The organism is Methanosarcina thermophila TM-1 (assembly GCF_000969885.1).
Taxonomy (GTDB): domain Archaea; phylum Halobacteriota; class Methanosarcinia; order Methanosarcinales; family Methanosarcinaceae; genus Methanosarcina; species Methanosarcina thermophila.
Map to the genome: position 1 here is coordinate 1,440,651 of NZ_CP009501.1, position 21,151 is coordinate 1,461,801.

At 34.1% G+C, this 21,151-nt stretch carries 14 protein-coding genes and 1 pseudogene; 8 read left to right on the forward strand and 7 right to left on the reverse strand.

Annotated elements, in window-relative coordinates; genetic code table 11:
• Positions 1 to 31: 31 nt before the first annotated feature.
• Positions 32 to 1,003 (reverse strand): glycosyltransferase family 2 protein, encoded by a 972-nt coding sequence (locus MSTHT_RS06220; RefSeq protein ID WP_048167036.1) that lies wholly within the window; start codon positions 1,001 to 1,003, stop codon positions 32 to 34.
• Positions 1,004 to 1,590: 587 nt separating this feature from the next.
• On the opposite strand from MSTHT_RS06220, the gene MSTHT_RS06225 reads away from it, so the two are divergent.
• From MSTHT_RS06225 to MSTHT_RS13735, 7 genes are all read left to right on the forward strand, one after another.
• Positions 1,591 to 1,878, forward strand: a complete 288-nt coding sequence (locus MSTHT_RS06225) for a hypothetical protein (RefSeq protein WP_048167037.1) — start codon at positions 1,591 to 1,593, stop codon at positions 1,876 to 1,878.
• Positions 1,879 to 1,975: 97 nt separating this feature from the next.
• The gene (locus MSTHT_RS06230; protein ID WP_048167038.1) at positions 1,976 to 2,866 is read left to right on the forward strand and encodes a DUF1616 domain-containing protein; all 891 of its coding nucleotides are present in this window, start codon (positions 1,976 to 1,978) and stop codon (positions 2,864 to 2,866) included.
• 224 nt (positions 2,867 to 3,090) lie between these two features.
• On the forward strand, positions 3,091 to 4,275 hold the full coding sequence (locus MSTHT_RS06235; RefSeq protein WP_231588216.1) for a CPBP family intramembrane glutamic endopeptidase: 1,185 nt from the start codon (positions 3,091 to 3,093) through the stop codon (positions 4,273 to 4,275).
• Between the two features lie 266 nt (positions 4,276 to 4,541).
• Positions 4,542 to 4,712, forward strand: coding sequence for a hypothetical protein (locus tag MSTHT_RS14485; RefSeq protein WP_156149729.1), 171 nt, complete (start codon positions 4,542 to 4,544; stop codon positions 4,710 to 4,712).
• 503 nt (positions 4,713 to 5,215) lie between these two features.
• Entirely contained in the window at positions 5,216 to 6,769 is a 1,554-nt protein-coding gene (locus MSTHT_RS06245) for a DUF362 domain-containing protein (protein ID WP_048167040.1), read from the forward strand.
• Between the two features lie 419 nt (positions 6,770 to 7,188).
• Entirely contained in the window at positions 7,189 to 8,400 is a 1,212-nt protein-coding gene (locus MSTHT_RS06250) for a hypothetical protein (protein WP_048167041.1), read from the forward strand.
• A gap of 495 nt (positions 8,401 to 8,895) precedes the next feature.
• Entirely contained in the window at positions 8,896 to 9,522 is a 627-nt protein-coding gene (locus tag MSTHT_RS13735; protein WP_052721841.1) for an acyltransferase, read from the forward strand.
• Positions 9,523 to 9,868: 346 nt separating this feature from the next.
• Here MSTHT_RS13735 and MSTHT_RS06260 read toward each other — a convergent pair whose 3' ends face one another.
• The 4 genes and pseudogenes from MSTHT_RS06260 to MSTHT_RS13740 form a co-directional block, all read right to left on the reverse strand.
• On the reverse strand, positions 9,869 to 10,726 hold the full coding sequence (locus MSTHT_RS06260; RefSeq protein WP_048167042.1) for a LamG domain-containing protein: 858 nt from the start codon (positions 10,724 to 10,726) through the stop codon (positions 9,869 to 9,871).
• A 432-nt stretch (positions 10,727 to 11,158) separates the two neighbouring features.
• Positions 11,159 to 13,246, reverse strand: coding sequence for a PKD domain-containing protein (locus MSTHT_RS06265; protein ID WP_048167043.1), 2,088 nt, complete (start codon positions 13,244 to 13,246; stop codon positions 11,159 to 11,161).
• Between the two features lie 654 nt (positions 13,247 to 13,900).
• A pseudogene (locus MSTHT_RS15565) lies at positions 13,901 to 14,428 on the reverse strand (PKD domain-containing protein); the annotation flags it as partial.
• A gap of 1,300 nt (positions 14,429 to 15,728) precedes the next feature.
• Positions 15,729 to 16,046 (reverse strand): transposase, encoded by a 318-nt coding sequence (locus MSTHT_RS13740; protein WP_052721824.1) that lies wholly within the window; start codon positions 16,044 to 16,046, stop codon positions 15,729 to 15,731.
• 343 nt (positions 16,047 to 16,389) lie between these two features.
• On the opposite strand from MSTHT_RS13740, the gene MSTHT_RS06280 reads away from it, so the two are divergent.
• Positions 16,390 to 17,379, forward strand: a complete 990-nt coding sequence (locus MSTHT_RS06280) for a class I SAM-dependent methyltransferase (protein ID WP_197071765.1) — start codon at positions 16,390 to 16,392, stop codon at positions 17,377 to 17,379.
• 698 nt (positions 17,380 to 18,077) lie between these two features.
• Here MSTHT_RS06280 and MSTHT_RS06285 read toward each other — a convergent pair.
• Together MSTHT_RS06285 and MSTHT_RS06290 are read right to left on the reverse strand one after the other, a co-directional pair.
• On the reverse strand, positions 18,078 to 19,151 hold the full coding sequence (locus tag MSTHT_RS06285; RefSeq protein ID WP_048167046.1) for a glycosyltransferase family 4 protein: 1,074 nt from the start codon (positions 19,149 to 19,151) through the stop codon (positions 18,078 to 18,080).
• Between the two features lie 297 nt (positions 19,152 to 19,448).
• Entirely contained in the window at positions 19,449 to 20,684 is a 1,236-nt protein-coding gene (locus MSTHT_RS06290) for an oligosaccharide flippase family protein (protein WP_156149707.1), read from the reverse strand.
• Positions 20,685 to 21,151 lie beyond the last annotated feature (467 nt).

Consider the following 21,151-nt stretch of genomic DNA (forward strand, 5'->3'; position numbering starts at 1 on the left):
AAATCTCAGAGATTAAAGCCATTTTAAATATTTAACCCTTCAGCGCATCCCTCAGAATCGTAGATACCGAATGCAGCATAATACCCATCAAAGCCATAAACATCCCCACAACAATACACAGAACCATGAGCATGGTAGGCCCAAAGTACAGGCCTTTTCCCAGTGTGAAATCGTGAAGGAAAATGGCACCCATAATAAGCCCGATAATTCCAAGAATTGATCCAGGTAATGTCAGGTAGTAAAGAGGCCTATTGAATTCGATATCTTTCAGAACCATCATAAGAACCCCAAGACCGTGTTTTATTGGGTTTTCTGTTGATCCGTCAACATCGTAACGGACGCCGATTTCGACTTCGGTTATGCGAAGGCCGTGGCGACCGGCGTCGGCTAGCATTTCGCTTTCAATTGCCATGCCTTTGGCAGTGAAGCGAAAAATGTCTTTTGTTGAGGCTGCAAACGCACGAAAACCGCTCTGGGAATCTGTTATATGGAGGCCGGAGTTGAGGTTCGTTACTTCGTCGAGAATGGTCTGACCCACGCGGCGGTAGGCTGGGGTATTCTTGCCCAGACCATTGAGGTACCGGCTGCCGTTGACCATGTCGGCTTCACCTTTCAGGATGGGTTCAACCAGTTTCGGAATGTCAGCAGGGTTGTGCTGGCCGTCGGAGTCCATGGTCACAATAATGTCTGCGCCCAGGGCGACTGCGGCTGTAAAGCCTGTTTTAAGAGCCCTTCCTTTACCTTTATTCACTTCATGAACAATGACCTCAGCGCCTGCTTTCCTGGCAACATCGGCTGTGCGGTCTGAACTGCCGTCATCGACCACAATCACGCTGTCTGCGTACTTGCGTGTTAGCAGGACAATGCTTCCGATGGCAACTTCCTCATTATATGCAGGGAGAATCACAGTTATTTTTTGAGGGGCTGTAACCTCCCTGCACGTTTTTTCCTCGCATTGAAGCATGCATTGAGAGCTTGTATCGGGGGTAAGCTCATTACTCATTTATTCAACCTCATATGAACTTATATTATAAATACTTTTTTAGAAATTTCTATGAGTGCTCCCAACTATCTTGGAATTTTGGAGATACTATGGAGTACTATAATAGATTAGTATAGTATAAAATAAATAGAAGTTTAGAAAACAAATATTTAAAATTTGGTGTGATTTCAATACCCAGGTAGCTTTACTCCAATTGAATAAACGCATTAATCTAGAGCCCTATCACCAAATTCTGGTGCGCTCTGAAGGTATAAACCAAAGTAGCATGCTTGAATGCTTTCATAACAATTATGAGAAGTTAGTATATTGACATTCTAATATATTAATGGAATAATATAAAGCCCATATATAAATTTAGCTAAATTACATTATCATAAAATAATTATTAAAAAATAATATTGTATAAGCAACTCCGGGAGAACACATATAATTTTATTGTTAGGTTAGATATTAAGAAGAGATATTACTAAAACAGAATAGAATAAAAAGTAAATAAATAAAAAAAGAAGCCTCAAAAATCTCAAACATATGAAAGAAACCGCATCAGAAGAACTGGAGAAAATTCTGGGCTCAATTCCCGGGTTGCCTTGCCTGCTCAAAAACTCTCTTTTCAGCCCTGCGCCCTTGTGGCTGCACCTATTTTATATGCGACTTGCCGCGCTTCCTGGCTGGAAAAAGAAAAAAAGCGAGAAAAAATCCAGGAAAAAAACTATGGAGCTAGCCCTCTTGCCACATATAAGGAAAAAAACTTAAAAACGGAAAAAAGTAGAGAGAAGTGGAAGATAAAGAAGTCTGAAAAAATAAAAAAGAAGTATAAGAAGGCAGAAAAAAGTAAAACTGAAAAAATATATAAGGAAAAAAATTTGCTATCTTAAATAAAGCGAAAGAATAAAATGCATTGGAGAGAAGTATTGCTACCCTCAAAAAAAATATATCTACAGTATCTTTTGATTATAAGCCGGATGGACCCGCATGACTGGAAAAAGAATTCCCTCAGACCTCTTGATTGTCATAGGGCTCGTGCTCCTTACGGACATATTTGTGCTTGCCCCCGGAATAAATGAGACTATACTCCGGAACGTACTTGGGCTGCCTCTTGTACTTTTCCTGCCGGGGTACGCCTTAATTGCTGCACTTTTTCCCGCAAAATCCGACCTTGACGGAATTGAAAGGACTGCACTTTCATTTGGGCTAAGCATTGCAATAGTGCCCCTGATAGGGCTTGTCCTCAATTATACGCCTTTTGGGATCAGGCTCCTTCCTGTGCTTGTATGCCTATCCATATTCATATTTATCATGTGCTGGCTTGCATATATAAGGCGGGCAAGCCTTCCTGAAACTGAGGCTTTCGAGATTTCTTTCAGCGCAGCTGCCCTTTCGCTCAAAAACGAGATCCTTGAGAAACCGGAGTCAAAGCTGGACAGAGCTCTCACGATTATCCTTATCCTGTCAATTCTCATGTCTGTCGCAACCCTGGAGTATGTAATCTTAACTCCAAAAGAAGGAGAACACTTTACCGAATTTTACGTGCTTGGTCCGCAAGGAATAGCTGACAATTACACTACAGATTACACGCTCGGGCAGAGTGGGACCATGATTGTTGGCATTGTAAACCATGAATACAGGCCTGTAAATTACACAATGCAAGTAAGGCTTGAAAACCAGTTGCTTCCCCTTCCAGAAAACCTGCAGCATATAACCCTTGACCACAACGAGACCTGGGAAGAGACTGTCACATTTACCCCACCCTTGGTAGGTCAGAACATGAAGCTTGAGTTCCTGCTTTTCAACGAGACCGACAAAACCACGCCCTACAGGGATCTGCACCTCTGGATAAACGTGAACGAAAACGAAAACAGCTAAGGGATGAACCGCAGAAGGATGGCTGCAAATGCCAGCCTCCTAATTCTCAACCTGGCAGCCTTTGCACATGCGGATTTCCTAAACTACATCTTGCTGTGATGGAGTGAGAGTAAGGGGCACGAGCCCCGGACAAAGCCCCCCTTCAAAACAAAGGGTACACAGGGAACTTAAAAACACAAAACCCCTACATAGACCTGAACCTGCCTTAAAAAGGAGTATTTTCCGTGCAAAAACTGATTAGTTTCCATAAAACATCAGAAAAATTGAGTCCTGTAATATCTGCATTAATTCTGACTCTGGTTTTACTGGCAATCTTTCCCGGAACTGCATCCGCAGGTAATTTCGAACTTCCCTCTTCTGCACTGACAGGACCAGTTTCAGATGGAATCTCTACTGAAATCCTGCAAGATGAAACAGACTACGGATTTACTTTGCTGCCCTATGAAAATCCCAGCCTTTTCCAGAAAATTGGGTGGTATGTGGACATTATTTATATGTTTGGTGGGATATGCACTGGGATTCTTATTCTCCTAACGCATCGGCATATTACTGCGCTGGAGCAAAAATTAGCCGAATTCCCAAATAAAAAGTTTGAATTAACCAGATTTGACGAGATAAGTCAGGAAATTTTTAAAACCGAAAGGCTCAGGCTCTTTACCTTAGCTCCTGTTCTGTTCATAGCACTTGCCGAACTTCTTATCTTTTCAGGGAGAATGGGATTAGCGGTCTGGATACATATCGGAATCTTAATTGGGCTTTCTCTTTCCAACATGCTCATAAAAGATCTTAAAATACTTAGAATTTACCAGGCTCTGATGCTTCTCCCTGTGCTGAGGCTAATAAACCTTTCAATGCCTGTGTTCTTTGAAACTACCCTTTACGCTTTTGTTTTTATTTATAGCCCTCTGGCAATTCCACTAGCTGTCATAGTAATGCATCAGAAAGATTCTTTAGAAGAGATCGGAATTACCACAAAAAATTTCCTGAGTTATGTTGCTCTCTCACTGCCCTTGAGTTTTTTGCTCGGGCTTGGAGAATATCTGACCATTCGAACAGGATACCTGATCCCTGATCTTTCCTTTGAAAGTCTCCTTAAGTTAACTATTATAATGGTCTTCTTTGTGGGTTTAGTTGAGGAGCTTATTTTCAGGTCAATTCTCCAGACCAGACTAGAGCAGGCTTTGAGTGTGAAAGAAGCTCTGTTAATTACAAGTATCCTGTTCGGGCTCATGCACTCTGGATATGGCACCTTCCATGAAATCCTTTATACCGGGTTTGTAGGATTGTTAATGGGTATTGCCTTTTACAAAACAAGAAGTCTGCCGTTTATTGTTCTAATGCACGGTTTCATTAATGTTTTTCTTTTCGGAATCCTGCCTCACTATCTAAGCAGCTGGACACCGTTCTGACAGCCCCTTTAAATCATTTTAAGGAGCCAGTTAAGCTTAAAATTCTCTTATTATGCTAATTACAATTTTTTTATTCTGATCCATGTATTAGCAGCCGTGTCTCAATATTTATTCTCATAAAAAGCATAAAAAGTATATAAAAACATATGAAAAGTATGAAAAAGCATAATAAAAAAGAGAATTCTAGCTAGAGAAGCTATGAATCACCTGACCTGTGAAACAGTCAAATACCTATGAGACGATCAGATGACCTTTGAGATGATCAGATGATCTGTAAAACTTTGAAAAATACAATTGCTACAAAACTGAAAAGCAAAGGAACAATTGCCAGATTAAAAGAATTATTGAGATATTTATTCCATTTTTCAGAAGCAGATAACACTTCTTTTAGAGAAAGGAGAACTATAAGCCCGATAGTCACTGTAGCCCCATACTGAGGAAGTCCAGGGGTCGTAAGCATTGAAATTGCACTCGATGAAATAGCGCTTGAAGAAATAATGCTAGACGTGATGGTGCTCAACAACATAAGAATACCTTCCAAGTATTTAAGTGTCTGTCAGGCTGTATTGTAAACTCATTGAAGTAATGTTATATCACTACTATGATAATATACTACTGTAATAACAATACGCTAAAATATAAAAAAGTTTTGATTAGGGCTTTAAGCGAGCTGTTACCCTCTAATTTTCTATACCTAACAGCTAAGACTGGAAGGAAGACCTCCCATTGAATATTTTCGTTATCTGGTTTTCAGTTCAAGGTGCTTCAGTCCCATAGTAAAACCTGAATATAAAGGACTCTTGAGAAGTAGAACCAGTTAATAAATCTGCATTATTGTATGGTTACATCATTATTTAATTAAAAATTATAAACTTTATATAGTGACATCACATTTGTTTTAACACAAGATTTTGGAACTGAGGCGTAAAGGTAGGTACTGATGGAAGAAGATAAAGAGCATCATTGTCATTCTCATAATGAAACTCAGTCTCACACATTCACTAACCACAAAAAAACATCCTTTAAATATAAGATAAGTTATTTGAGTCATAAATTTAAAAATAGTTTATTATTTGTAATTTTTGCAAACTTATTCTGGCTGGTGTGCAGATCCGGAACAAAACCTTCTAGAATTGTTTACCCCTGTCAGAAAGCTGCCATTGCAAATATAAGTACCTTTGCGATACTCCTATTATACAGCGAGAAGATTAAACTTTTTTTAAATCAAGATATTAAATTAAGTAAACTACTTTTAGGTGTACTGGTCGCAGCTTCAATAGCTGGATTATTTTTACTTGCGCGTTATAATAACCCGATTATTCCTCCAATTGAGCCTGGAGTGCATGGAAAAGTTTTATCCGAATCTGAGCAAGAAGAACTGGGAATTAATACTCAATATGCAACAATTCCAGCTGCTTATGATCTCCCTTCTCCTCATAGAGTTGTAGCGGTTCATAATTCAAATTCCACTACATGGAAAGGAGTGGGAAATCCGAATAACTACATGAATCAATCTGAAATAGACAAGATGGTAGAGATCGGAATAATGGAATTGACTGGGACAACTTCCCCTCAAGATGGATGGAGAAAAATAATCCCATACAAAAGTGGAGAAACGGTTGCAATAAAAGTGAATTTCAATAATAACTGGCATTATACAAACGGGTTTTATTTTGATGATGATTCAGATACGAGCATGCTTAATTACGCAGCAATTGTAAATTCGGTAATAAAAGGATTGAGATCTATTGGTGTCCCATCCGAAAATATATGGATAACCGATCCCTCAAGACCAGTTCATGATCAGTTTAGAGAGAGAATCTATGATAAAGAAATAAAGTACTATGTAAATGAAAATTCCGGACCATATATTGAGGGAAGACCTAATATTTTTCTATCGGGTTATGTTTCGGATAACTCGGAATATGCATCAACAAGCACAGCTTACGCTGAAAAAATAAAACCTGCTAAAATATTTGTTAACGCAACCTACATAATCAACATGCCTCAGTTAAAAGGACATGGATTTAAAACCGTTGGAAGAGTAACATTAAGTTTGAAGAATAATTTTGGGAGTGTTTCCTATACTGCTGATGCACACGGGCGCTCTCCAGCACACAATGCCGATTCATTTGCAAAACTCCTGGCAGACATTAATAATAACCCGGTTTTCCGAAATAAAACCAGGTTAATTATAGGTGACGGTATTATGGGGAACCCCAATGTAAATACCGCTCCGCCCACGCTATGGAAATCATTTGGTAACAAACCCCCAGAAACTCTTTTCTTTGGAGTTGATCCTGTAGCAACAGATTCAGTTATGATAGATTATATAAGAAGAGAAGTTGGTTCACAGGCTACAGGTCTAGTTGAGTTTTATGCAGCTGAATTAGGGTTGGGAGTTTTTGAATCGTGGAATGATCAGGAAAAATATACCCACATTGATTATCGTCCTATAGATCTTGACAATCAAACATACAATCCTTATATTTAAATCCTACTGTTATTAAGAGCTAGAACGAGATTTAACAATAAATTAAAACGATTTTTACCTTTATTTCCTCAGAAGGTCTTTTTTCGAAAAGTACATCCAAAATCGGCTTTACTCCGGTAAAGGATAGAAAGAATGAAGTGTCAATGGGTAATTATTTGATAAAAGGTTTCTTACCAGAAAGACAATGAAATAGGTTAAAAGAATGTGATTTTGAAATTAGAATCCTTGGTAATGTCTTAATTTTAATTGTATAAGTCTTAATTTTGAATACATAAGTCTTAATTTTAAGCACATAGATTTTAATTTTAAGCCCATAATTCAAATTAATTAAACTTATATACTTTAAAACTTAATTTAAATTCAAAAATAATATAGAGTTTTAGGAAAAAAATTCAACAAATATTGTTAGGGAATCTGTTATGAGATTCTTCAGCAGAACTTCTCAAATTAAATTTTTAACTTCATTAATTTTAACTTTATTAATTATTGCTCTAGTTGCTTCGACTCTAGGATGTATAAGTTTAAACACAGACAAAGACAATTCAAACTATAATCAAGATATGAAGAAAGAGCCTCCAACACCTGAAGCAAATATTACGTTTATTACTACTGGTTCGTCATTTTCACCGATTATTACGGTCACAGGTAATCCTGAGATTAAGTGGGTATTTGGTGATGGCTCAACATCCAATTCTGCATCTCCTACTGTAAAATTTGGCTCAAAAGAGACAAGAGTAAACACTCTGGTAGTAACGCCCTGGAGTGCAGTAACTAAGATCAATATTGGTTATGACGGTTCAGATGGGGGAGTAACTCCAGGTCCCAATACAATAGAAAATTTAGAACAACAGAATGTAATAGCTGTCAGTGGTTTAGAAAATGTTGCCCCTTACCTCCAGGTATGGGCTTCAAGCTATAATCCGATAACTGAGCTGGATTTCAGTAACTTCACGGCGCTGCATACTATTGAATGTTATTATTGTACATCGTTGAATACCATTACGCTCCATAACGTTCCATCTCTGAAAAGGCTTTGCCTCGAATGTTGTAATCTTTCATATCTTGATATATCCGAAGCTCCTTCTCTGGAAGATCTTCGTGCAGCAGTTCAGCAAAGCCCAACATATACAATAAATTGGGGCAATACAGGAGCTAATATATGGCATGTATGCATCAGAGATAATCCACATATGACCGGCACATTACCGTACAATCAGCTCCCACTTTTAGAAGACTTTTTCACCTGGAACAGTAACCAGAGCGGTACTCTGCACCTGACTTCAACGAATTTGAAAAGTGTTCTATCGTCTGATAACAATTATACTGCTGCTAATCTTTCTGGTTGCTTCCCTGCTGGTAGAGAAGGTACTGTGAATATGTATAATAATAACCTGACAAGTTTAGATATATCTAATAATCCTGGTTTGATTAACTTAAACGTTAGTCAAAACTCACTAAACCAAACAGAAGTAGATAAAATACTTCAAACAATGGATTCGTATAATACCGAAAATGGTTATTTAGATATAACTGGGAATGCTGAGCCTTCAAGTAAAGGAGCCGCACATGCGAATAACCTAACTGCCAGAGGATGGAAAGTTAGAAGTTCAGATCAATTTATTAAAAAATAAATTCGCACTTCATCATTCCTAGATATAGAATTACTTAAAAATATTTTAGGCTCAATACCTGAACAATTAGAACGTACATTGAGTAAGTAAATAGCTTAAATCGAAGAGTAATAACAGGTGAAGCTTGGGATGGAAGTTTATCAATTAAAGTATTGATAAATGGGATATCCAGTCTTCACCATGATTTCTTTGATCAGAAGCTACACTTTTTTTCAACCTTACATATTTATCTGCAGTCTATAATTTTCTAAGTTTGAAAATTGTATAAGTTTGAAGATGGAAAAAGCATAATCGAAAAAATTATGGACTGATAATAATAATTTTTTGGCTATAATATAGTTAGTATACGATAACAAAGCCAGCGTACCAGCGAGATAAAAGAGTTAGTTTATATAATGTAAAGTTGCCAGAATTATATATATATTTGCTCATATTCCATTTTCAGATCTGAAATAGTCGGAGAAAGATGATGATTGAAAAAAGGGTTGAAATAGCATGATTTCATTAAGAGAGATGTTATATTATATTATAAAGGGAATTGATGGGATAATAACACCTCTAATTTTATTACTGACAAAAATAATAATTGTAGACTCACCAGTTATTGTCTCGCTTGGGAAGCTAAGAGGACTTATATTATTACCTTTTATAAAATGTAAATCAATTCCATCTATCGGGAAAGATGTTTACTTCTCGGAATTGCTAACTCGAAAATATGTTTTTGGAAAAAATGTAGGTATTTCAAATTTTTGTAAGCTTTTTGGTCCAATAGAAATCGGAGATAACGTAGATATAAATTATAATGTACAGTTAAGGCCACAAACCTTTATTGGTAATAATGTTGGCATAGGTCCAAATACGCTCTTCATGACTGACACTCACGACTTAGGAAATGAAAAAAAAAGAGTTGGAAAACATAGGATTAAGAAAATAGTTGTTGAAGATGGATGCTGGATCGGAGCAAACGTCATAGTATTAGGCGGAGTAACAATTGGTGCAGGATCGGTTATAGGTGCAGGATCTATAATAGATACAGATGTAAAGCCTAATTCACTTGTAGTAAGTGATAGATCAAAGCATATCAGAGAAATAAGGAAATTGAATTTTTTAAGAAAATCATAATTACATTAATATAGAACCAAGACAGTTCTTCTGCCCTAATTCCAGATTTTACATATAGAGTTAGGGAGGAATTTCAATAAGTCCTAGGGGAAAATAAACTTATCCTAAAAATTTAAAGTAATATCATATGGATAAAAATATACAAGAATATCCAGAGAAAAAAATAAAAATTGCAGTCTTTTCCTTATTCATTAGACCCAAATAGCGTAGAATTTGAGAAAAAAGATAAAGAGACTTTGAATGAGTATCCTAATTTATATTCAAATATCTCCTGAAGTACTTTTCTTTGCTAATATAAACATATTTTCTACGATTGAACCTACAGGTATATACTTTTTCCATTTGCTTATAATTCATTAAGTTTATCAATAACTCCTTTATAGAATTTCGTTTCATTTTCAGGATTGAGATCATCAGCTGATTCATAGTTAGAAGATTGTTTACTGCTTATATACTGGAAACTGTTGAAGACGATCTCTTTGGGTTGCTCATTCTGAGGAGTAAAATTAGCTACAGTACCAAAATATTGACAAATTGTTGATTCTACATGCGGAATCTCACTCTCGTTTGTATAATTCCAGTTACTGATAATTGATCCATCACTACTAACTACGGAAAAATTTATATAAGTAGGTTCCCACTCAATAATATAAGTTATATTTGTTTCATTTAAATATGGCGAATCAGAATATACATCATAATATATATTTGAAGGATAATCTTCAACTGATCCAGGCTGATTGGTGAACCACAAGTGTTCATCATGCCCAGGCCATTGATTTATTTCTATATCAATCTCATTAGTATCATTCGCATAAGTAAACATCCCTATTGATGTATTACGTTCTAAATTCAGGGATGGAGAACTTATGTTCCATATAAATTTCCCATACTTGACGGTATAAGGGCTTTCAAGTGTAGTACAACACCATGTATCACCAATTTTTTGTAACCTCATATGTAAGCGCCCTTGATCGTCCACCCATGTGTTATTTTCCAACTGAGATATCACCCTCCAGTTAATTCCACTCCACAACAGGCGGCCATGACTCACATTACTCGGATGTCCAGTCTTTACATCTGTAACAGGGTCTTGAGCTTCCGGTAGTAACCAGGTAAAACTAAAATTATTAACCAATATGACAATTATTAGCATAACAAGATTCAGTAATATGAAGCCAAATACGACTACCAGCTTTTTCATCGTTAAACATCCAAGGTACTAAGTGGAAATCATGGCCAAATAAGCTTGGAGATCACTCTCCCATTTTTCATAAGAATATTTTTAAAACCTCATTGCTCTGAAATATATCATATGGGCTAATGATTATAGGAGTAATCCAAACTTACTTTTTAATACTGCATGCACTAATTTAAGATTTATTAAAACATAAATATATCATTTTACAACCTGCATTCATATTATAAACATTTATTTTTTTTTCTATATTTTCCCCTTGTGTATCTGGATATGGGAACTACCATAGTTTGACCAGTTGCATGATATTGGAAATTAGATCACTATCTATTCGCAATCATAAGCAGATCCCAAAATTAAATTACATCCACAAATCCAGCATTGAAGATAGTCAATTGATTCACCTAATGTGAAATAGTTTTGATATCCTCATTGATTTCAGGTAAAAATTGATGTTGGGAGAAATTTACTAAGATGTTTGTATAGGAACCAGTACAGTTTATTTAAGACATCTGACGTGAATGGGTTTACTGTAACAGTTTTTATGCAGCTGAAGCTTCCATCGGAACTACTAACAGTCATATTTATAGAATATACTCCTACCTTTTCAAAAACATGAACAGGGTTTTTCTCTGTAGAGTCGACTATACCATCGTTTTCAAAATCCCAGCTCAAATTTTCTGATTTAATTATAGATGTGTCATTAAAAGCTACTGTTAATGGAGCTACCCCAGAATCTGAAGACATTGAGAATGAATGTACAGGAACTCCGGTGTCTGTAATGTTTATTGTATGAGTGCCCGGATCAACATCATGATAAATATAGTAAAATCCATTTTTATATCTTATTTTGTCTTCATAAATTTCTGCACCATCATAATCAGCAGTTATTAAATTTCTATTGTTAATCAATTTTATTGTGAAATTACTGATTGGTTGTTGAGTAGTAATTTCAATAGAAGTGTTATTATCATTACGAGTTGCTATTATTGTAGAGTTTTTTATTCCCGAATTATACTTAGCAATGGTTTCCAGACTCTCATAAGATACATCATCTAAATTTTGAGTTATATAGACAAAAACTTTGGATATATTGGAAACCATATCGGGGTTTTCCATAACCCCCTGAATATGTCCTCCTATGATATAATTAGCTGGGAAGTTAATATTTTTAAAATATTGTAAACTGTTAATATTATCTGTATAAATATCAGCTGGGGTATCAGTATTGATATCGTATCTAGTAGGAGTCTCCAGTTCTATTAAATTTGTTTTTTTGTTATAAAGTATCTTTTGCTTTGGGAAGAACATATTGTTACTTAGTTCATCTCCAATAGAGCCCATTCCTGTAAAAGGTCCATAATTTGAGCTTATTGAATACCCAAGATCTGCAAATATCTGAAAAGCTGGGATTGTACCTGTAGTTCCTGGAAATCTAAAACTATAAAACCCATAATCCTCTTTTCCTGTGGCATCATTTATGATATCTTCAAACATTGTAACATTACTATTACTTGCCGTGTTTACATCAGTCCAATCCACCCCATGTGGATGAATAGTATGAGTATCTCCAAACTGAGAAAAATAATTGAGTCCTTTCTTTGTAGTATCACTATCAGGGATAATAAAAAATGTGTCTGGAATAGAATATGCAAGATTTTTCTTCATTCTGAAATAATTAGACGTTGTTTGTATCTCATTATCAGAACCATGAATATCGTCTATAGTTAATGTGAGTATTTTATCTGTTTTTGGATATGTTACAGCTACACTATATGTATTTGATTCGAAACCCAAAATCCAGTCTCTCAATGAGTAAAAAAGTGCTGAGGCAGTATTTGAGTCAAAGTAGCTATTTTTTCCTCCAGAGATAAACATATTAGGGTTTGAATAAATTGCTTTAGCCCCAGTTGTTGTATTTTCAAATTTAACAAGCATATTTCCATCCCAATGCCCCAGGTGCATTAAAACATTATAGTTAAATCCCGATATTGTTCCTGAGCGAGGGCTATAAGCTCTCATCCAGGTATAACTTTCAATCGATGATTGAATCGGGAGTGATGAGGGAAAGCCCGATAAAAGTGGATCGGTATTATTGAAATATACTCGCTGAGCATGATTAATAGGATATTGACTCCAATTTCCCAGAATGTTTATCCGATTAGCAGTTTGTAAGTTACCATTCTCATCAAATATTGGATCATTTAGAAACCAAACTTTCCCACCACTATTCAGATAATCATTTATTATTGCAGCCGTTGAATTTGACATCTGATTTTCAGGGACTATAAGCAAATCAATACCTGATAAATCTTGAGACAAAATCGTATCATTAAACAAATATGTCAGGTTATACTCATAAAACATCGAAGTACAGAAAGGATCATGACTGACTGTCTGTGCGTTTTCTAGATATACAGCTATATGTTTACTATTATTAAGACATTCTGCTGGAGTTGCAGATGCAATACCTATAGCTGCTATAAAAGAAATTAAACAGATCAGAAGTCCTTTTTTAAGTTTCATGTCTCTTTCCCTTTATAAAGTGATACTACTTTTCTTTTATATTTCTAGAAGCCCTTCTTAAAACAATTATTATGATAGATTACTTAAGCTTTCTTAAATTAATTTCACTTTCCGAACTATTTTTCCTCATAAATAATTTTATTGTACTTTCTCCCATCACCCTAATAAGTTTAATTATTTATTCGTCAAAATTAAATATCTTCTCATCTTTTTTCCTCAATTTCAATCATAAATTCTCTATGAGATTTTATAAAAATGACTTTACTAAATTTAAAATATAAATCCAAGAAATTCTTCTGCTGTCAATACAATAGAAAATTGAAGATTATTATAAAGTATTGAACGTTTATGTGGGATGGAAAGCTGTCAGGCAAGGAGATATGGTTTCCAGAGGGCAATATTATGATGGTAGCAAGAGTTTTCTAAGGTTTGATATGTAAAGAATAGAAACAAAGAGTACAGGTTTTAAAACAAAATAGAATACTACAAGAAATGCTGTTAATTGATTTTTAAAAATAAAATCCTTCGTTTAAAAATTGGGAAAGTTAAAAATTGCCTGCAAAGCAGGCAAATGAATAAATCCTGAGATATTTTTCATTGATTCCTGTCTTTCCGATTTTTTCTTATTTTCACTTTTGTTGCTATTTTCTCCCTTTAACTGGCTTTACAGACCTTTGGTGCCTTTGACACTATATAGTGGTATTTCGTTGTTGAAGTGCTACCTGCTTCATTGGTTACTGTCAACTTTACCGTATACTTTCCTGGTGTTGAATATGTGTGTTTCGGATTCTGGAGTGTTGAGTAAGCTCCATCCCCAAAATCCCAGTACCATGAAGTAGGCGAACCTGTGCTACGGTCTTTAAAGTACACAGTCAGAGGCGCAGTTCCCATCCTTGGTGAGCCCCAGCAGTTTATAACTGGTTTTTCCACGGCTGTTCCTGCTACTGTTATGTAATTTGATTTCGTTGCCGTATTACTGCCTGCAGCATTGGTTGCTGTAAGCGTTACTGTGTAAGTTCCTGCTTTCGAATATGTATGCATTGGATTTTTCTCGGTTGAACTTGTCCCATCTCCAAAATTCCAGTTCCAGGAGGTTGGAGTCCCTGTACTTTTATCAGTAAAAGCAACTTTCAAAGGTACACTTCCTGAGACTGGAGATGCCGAAAACGAAGCTACGGGTTTTTGTTTAGGCTCTTTCCAGGAAGGATCATATGGAGTATAGGTAAAACTACTCAATACTATCTCTGCTGCATTCCCACTTGCAGGATAATAACTTCCTGCCAGGGGTAACAGACACATACAGATGGTAGAGTTTATTGCTGGGATACCTTCAGGATCTGAATAAGTCCAGTCTAGAATTATGGTTCCATCTTCTGCAGTGGCAGAATAGTACACATAATTAGGAGTCCATTCAATTGAATATACTATGTTTTTATCATTCAGGTAAGGATTAGATGAGAAAACACCATAAGAAATGTTTTCAGGATGATTATCAACTGATGCAGGTTGTTTAGAAAACCATACATGTTCATCGTAGCCAGGCCACTGATTTATCTCAATGTCAAGCTCATTTCTATCATCATAATATGTGCATAAACCGAAAGTTGTATTTCTTTCTAAATTCAAGGTAGGTGAGTTTGAAACCCATGTAAGTTTTCCATATTTGACCGTATTACGGCTTTCAAGCATAGCACCATACCATCTATCATTAATTTTTTCTAATCTCATGTGCAAATTGTTTTGGTCATCCACCCATGTGTTTGAACTTGCTGCAGGTACATACCAGGTAATTCCACACCAATTCAGATTACTATTAACAGGATATGTACTGGCACTTACTGTTAATGGCGTTAACAAACTCAATGTAAGGAAAAACAAAAGTATCCTAGTACAATTTATACTAAACCCCCCTTATGAAATTAAAATATTCTTAACTGTTTAAAATCGACAGTTTTGAATATTTTTTGTACAGAATAAACAGATTACAAAATATTTAATTGTATCTGTATTATTTTTTTTCAATAGTATGACCAAAAAACTAATACGAAGATATCCTAAAGTGCAGAATTAAGTCTCTAAGCTACGAATTGTAATAATCAATCGATTAACTGATTATAGAAAATTAATTATAATTTTTTATCACATAATAAATAAAATTAGCTTTAGAATGAAATTAATTATTGAATTAAAAGTACATGTAGACTACTTTGCAGGAGATTGCAGTATGCCTATTTAGACATCAATAATAAAGTTTAATATAAAACTGGTAGTTATAGCGCTCTGTAGAAATCCTTAATTTAATCCATAATAATTCTACTACTTTTTCGTTTATATTATAAACTATTAGTTTAACTTTTACCCCTTTTACTTGATTTTTAACCTTTCTTGCTTTTAATGTTTCTCCAAATTTCCTTTTTACTACATATATTATTGTCTTTACTATATTCCTTCTATTGTATGTGATTATGTCAAACCCTACGTGTTACTGCTTTCTATATTTTCCGTTTATTCTCATTCTTTTTCTTTCTCTTAAAGGTACTATTGAATCTGCTTTTATCTCATTTCTTATTAGAGTATGAATTTCTTCGGAATCATATCCATTATCCATCACATAACATTGAGACTTTCTTGACCTATTTGATTTCTTTATCAAAGTACTTACATGCTTAATCCCATGATATGTTTTTTGGCTAATTTTCCATCCTATTATTACCTTTTTTATTGTGTCTACTGATATTGAAGCTTTCAGGAAGCTCCGGCGGAGCTTCCCTGTTCTTTTAGAATAAAGCCGAAATTTCAACCTTGATTTCCGATCTGATTTACTCTCTATACAAGGAAGCTATGGTCTAAAGATTTAAAGAGAAAAACGAAGAGGCAGGGGTTTACTTCATCTCCGTCCTAAAGGACGGGGTATTCGTGACCCTCTACGCTCACGTTGTAAAATAATCATTGAAATAATAATATTAGTAATAAAAAGTTTAGAAAATTATCTTAAGTAGAAATTTTAAAACCAGTAAAAGAAGTAAAAGTAGAACTGTTAGTATAATAACATAACAAAAAATGCAGGTTTATCTTGACTGAAATTGAAGGTTTTGCAAAGTTATAAAAACATTAATATAGTCATGTGTTTTTACATTCACATTATGAATATACATAGAAACCTCATATCCTTAGCAGAGAAAACAATTGCTAATTTTTCGGTTCCAAAAAGCATAAAAAAAAACTTTACTGAGATTAATAATGATAAAGCTCTGGAACTTAAAGAATGTTTAAGGTATAACCTCTACCGAGATGTGGAAACCAGTTTTCTCGAATCGGAAGAAGGAAAGAGGGACATGGAGAACCAGCTCATTAAGAGGCTTGATTATGATCGACACTCAGTAATTCCCTGGCTTGATAGTGCAAAACCCATAAAAAACGCTCGAATTCTCGAAATAGGATGTGGTACGGGTTCTTCTACCGTAGCGTTAGCTGAGCAAGGTGCAAATGTTGTGGGAGTCGATGTAGACGCCGATTCTTTGGCCGTTGCGAAAAAACGCTGTGAACTACATGGTGTAAACGCACAGTTTATTGAGTGCAATGCAACCGAAATTGCAAGCAAACTCTCTGGTAGCGATTTTGATTTTATAATATTTTTCGCCAGCTTGGAACATATGACCATACAGGAAAGGCTGATCTCCATAAAAAAAACATGGGAAATGTTAAAGCCGGGAAATATCTGGGCAGTCATAGATACGCCAAATAGGTTATGGTATTATGACTCTCACACATCGCTTCTGCCGTTTTATTATTGGCTGCCAGACGACATAGCATACGATTATGCCTCCTTTAGCAAGAGATATGAGTTCAATGAGCTTCCAGATAGTGTTCCAAAAGATTTGGTCAAATTATCCCGATGGGGGAGAGGAGTCAGTTACCACGAGCTCGAGCTTACTATGGGGCCAATCGAAAGCTTGGACATTATAAGTAATCTCAGCGATTTTGGGATTTATGGTAAATGCCAATATATTTATGAGTTGTTAGCCTCGAAAGGATTGAATCGCAAGTATGAAAAAATATTGAAAAAAATAATGCCAAATATAAACCCAGCTTTTACTAAACCATACCTTAATCTTATGATTCGTAAGAATTAATAATGTATTAAACTGTATTTGCTCTAGTACTTTTTATAATCCACTTGTTTATACCAATTACTTTAAACTACAAGCTAAAAAAGTTCCTTTATCATGATCGGTATTCAAGAGAGGAATACGGATGCGCCACAAAGAGTCCAGGAAGGGCTAAAATAAGAGTTACAAGCACCAGCAATACTTAATTTCAATTATTGATCCTAGTAAACCGAAGACTTAATTCCAAAATCTAATGATAAAAGTAAGTGTAATGCCACTTACGAAAATTATAACTATAGAATAATATTGTAATTCTATAATTAAATAAATAATACGGCAAAAATATGTAGCTATAAAATTTACTCTTACTAACTTTTTCTGAGCCTTCAATAGCTTACCAAATTTTCTGTAAAATATGATTGACTCTATATTCCAAAGAATCACTGGAAGGAATAAGGACAACAAATGCTATGGAGAGAACTAACAAGGAGATAAAAAGAAGAAGAAGCAAAGTAGTGAATGGGAGTATTCTCTAATCAAGAGTTAGTATCGAGACTTGTGGTCCAATACTGTAATATTAGTGAAGAGAGGATTACAAGATATAAGTGTATAATAGAATAAATCAAAAAAGAGTAAAAGGATAGAGCGAATTTTACAGTAAATTAGGCACACTATCAATAAAATTATAAATTACATAAGTTCATCATCCAAAGGTAAAAATTTTACTTATTTTTTTTCAATTCATTGTAAACTTGAATATATTGAGCAGAAACTGAATCCCATGTAAAAAATTTTGCAAATTTCTTTTGCATTGATACAATGTGATCCACTTCTTCGGCAGAATAGTGACTCCGAATAATATTCGCAATTTCGTCAACAGTGGGTTCAAAAGATTTCAGCTCAAAATTCATATTATTTACAAAGTCATTTATCCCTGCCTTATTAGAATAGAATACAATACCGTTTAGTGTAGCAAAAGCCTCTAAAATAGCAAGGGAAAAAGGTTCGTATCTAGAAGGATATATTGCCAGATCAACACTTGATAGATACATCTTCAGTTCATCGTTTGTAATTTTACCTAAAAACTTTACGTTATCACTAATTCCTTCTTCTGCAGCAATAGACTTCAAATAATCTAATTGATCACCAATGCCTGAAATATATAAAATCACATCTGATCTCTTGCTCTTTGCAAGACCTTTAATAAGAAGATCAACCCCTTTTTCATAAGAAAGTCTGCCATGATAGAAAATTGAAGGACAACCTTCCAAGTGAATTTTTGATTTGCTTTCAGAAAACCAGAAATCATTTATCGCGTTTGGTATAACATAAACATTTGATACATTATATTTCCTCTCAACAAGAGATTTCATATTGTATGAGTTTACAATTACTTTTTCTGCATTTTTCAGGAATCGGGAAACAAAAAGATAGCTTGGAATATATTTAAGGAAGTTGACCCAGCTTTTATTTTTAAGCTGATTCATGGTTTCAATTCGAATATCACCATGATAATTTAAAATAATAGGTATTCTTTTTAATACAGCTATTAGATGCAATAAAAATCGTTTTGTTGGAGCAAAAAAAGGACTTGTAGTCATATGAACCCCAACAAATTCGTTAGAACCAAAAAATAAATCTTTTAAGCTGTATGAATCCATAGGATACAGATCACTGCAAGGATAAGGACTGATACATAAATTTAAATCTTTTTTAATTTTAATGGCTAAGTACAACTCACGTGCTAAATTTGCAGGTGCATTGTCTTCTTTGGGATAAAAATATATTAAATTCATACCTTCACTTCTTTTATTATACATTCGTAGTCAAATAATTTATTTTAAATATAGTATGAATAAATAAGGCAGCATTTTTTCAGTGAATACTTGGTGATTTCTTGATCAATTTATCCGGTCATCAATTTCTTTAAATTAGCTAGATATAGCTGTATAAGTATGAAAATTAAAACTTTTGTTAATAGAATTTAACTGGAAGCATCAATCCTATCGATTGGCTAATATAAATATAATTTTTTAATTTTCATAATGGAATACATATTTTTCAGAGTTTCATAAACTATTTTAGAAACAAGGCTAAATTTTATCATATTTGAAATATTTTCCTTTACTTAATAAGAAATATACTCCTATAACCAGTGCAATAGAAGTTGATATTGTGGCTCCGATTAATCCTAGATAAGGTATAAAAAACATAGCCAAAATTACATTGATAATAGCTATAAGTATTGAAGTTTTATTAACTAATTTAACACCATCCAATCCTTCTGAAGAGAAAGTCCAGTTATAAGTTCCATAGTAAACAATTAAAATACTGAGAATTGCAAATGAAAACAATAATGGGATTTTTATTGTATATTTACTACCATAAATATTTAAAATAATAAATTCGACAATAATTATAAAAATAGTTCCGAATATAATTAAATAAGGTGCAATTCTATTGATTCTTTTTAGAATAACAGTCTTATCTTTACATTTTGATGCAACCGGGAAGAATACTCCATTGAAAATATTAAAAATTAACGACGCAATATTTACTGAGGCGAAACTGTAAGCATTATAGAGCCCTAAATTTTCAGTACTCATATACATGTTTATTAGTATTTGATTTATATTAGGGTATAATACGAAAGTCATGCTTCCTATTATTGAGTATATTGCAAAATTTGTCAACGTATGCGCCCATTTTCTATCAAACTCATATGTAAGGTATTTACGAATATAAATTAGTATTAAACAAGATGTTATTAGATATGAAAAAAGCATTGAAAATATAGCTAATTTATATGAAAGGGGCTTTATATAAGCAATGCTTAAAAAAGTAAATAATAATATAGTGCTATATATTGGAGTAATCATTGCAAATGCTTTCATTTTATGTAATCCATTAACTGTGGCTGTTAGGAGCATATAAACTGCATATAATACAGAAAAAAGAATACATAAATCAAATATTTCATTAGATACAGAGAAGTATTCTAATATTTTTTGTGGAATAAATAAATATATAATTACTGATATTGTTGTAAAAATAAGCACTAAAATATAGGTCGTTGAGATTACATTTTTCTGTCTGTCATATTTTTCTTCTTCAGCATTATATTTTACCATTGCATTATGATACCCCATAAGCATAGGAACATACAAAAACATTGAAATTGATTGGACTAGACTGAATTTTCCGTACTCTAGAGGTCCAAGTAGCCTGCCGACGAGCACATTGAAAGTAAATAAAAAGGCAGTTCCAATGAATGTTCCAAATCCCACATATGATAAATTTTTGAAGAAATGAGTAACTCCTTCACTCATTTTTTCATGGAATACTTTACCATAAATAAAACTCACAACGAGCCAGAAATAATTAAAAACAGATAAGCCCACTTAAAGCACCTTTTACCTTACTTATTTAACCCTATCTTTTTCCTTTCAACGTAACTGCTTTATGCATATTATAGCTGTATTCTTCTATCGCATTCCAAACATCAGGAAAATCTTATCCTTTATGCATAAATCTATCTGAGATTAATATTGAAAACATAACAAAACTCAGATAGATTCTAAATTTCAAATAAATCTCAATTTGGGACAATCAATTGATTTCCGAATTAGCCAAATAATCTCAAGAGTTTATCATTATGGAAATAAATGATTTTGAGATGAGCTCCATATTTCTAATTATTTTCAGGCTGCTTTTCTGTCGATTGTAATTAAAATTCTATTTTTATCCACTTTATTAAGAATCTCACAAACGACATAATTTTCAGCTTTATCATTAC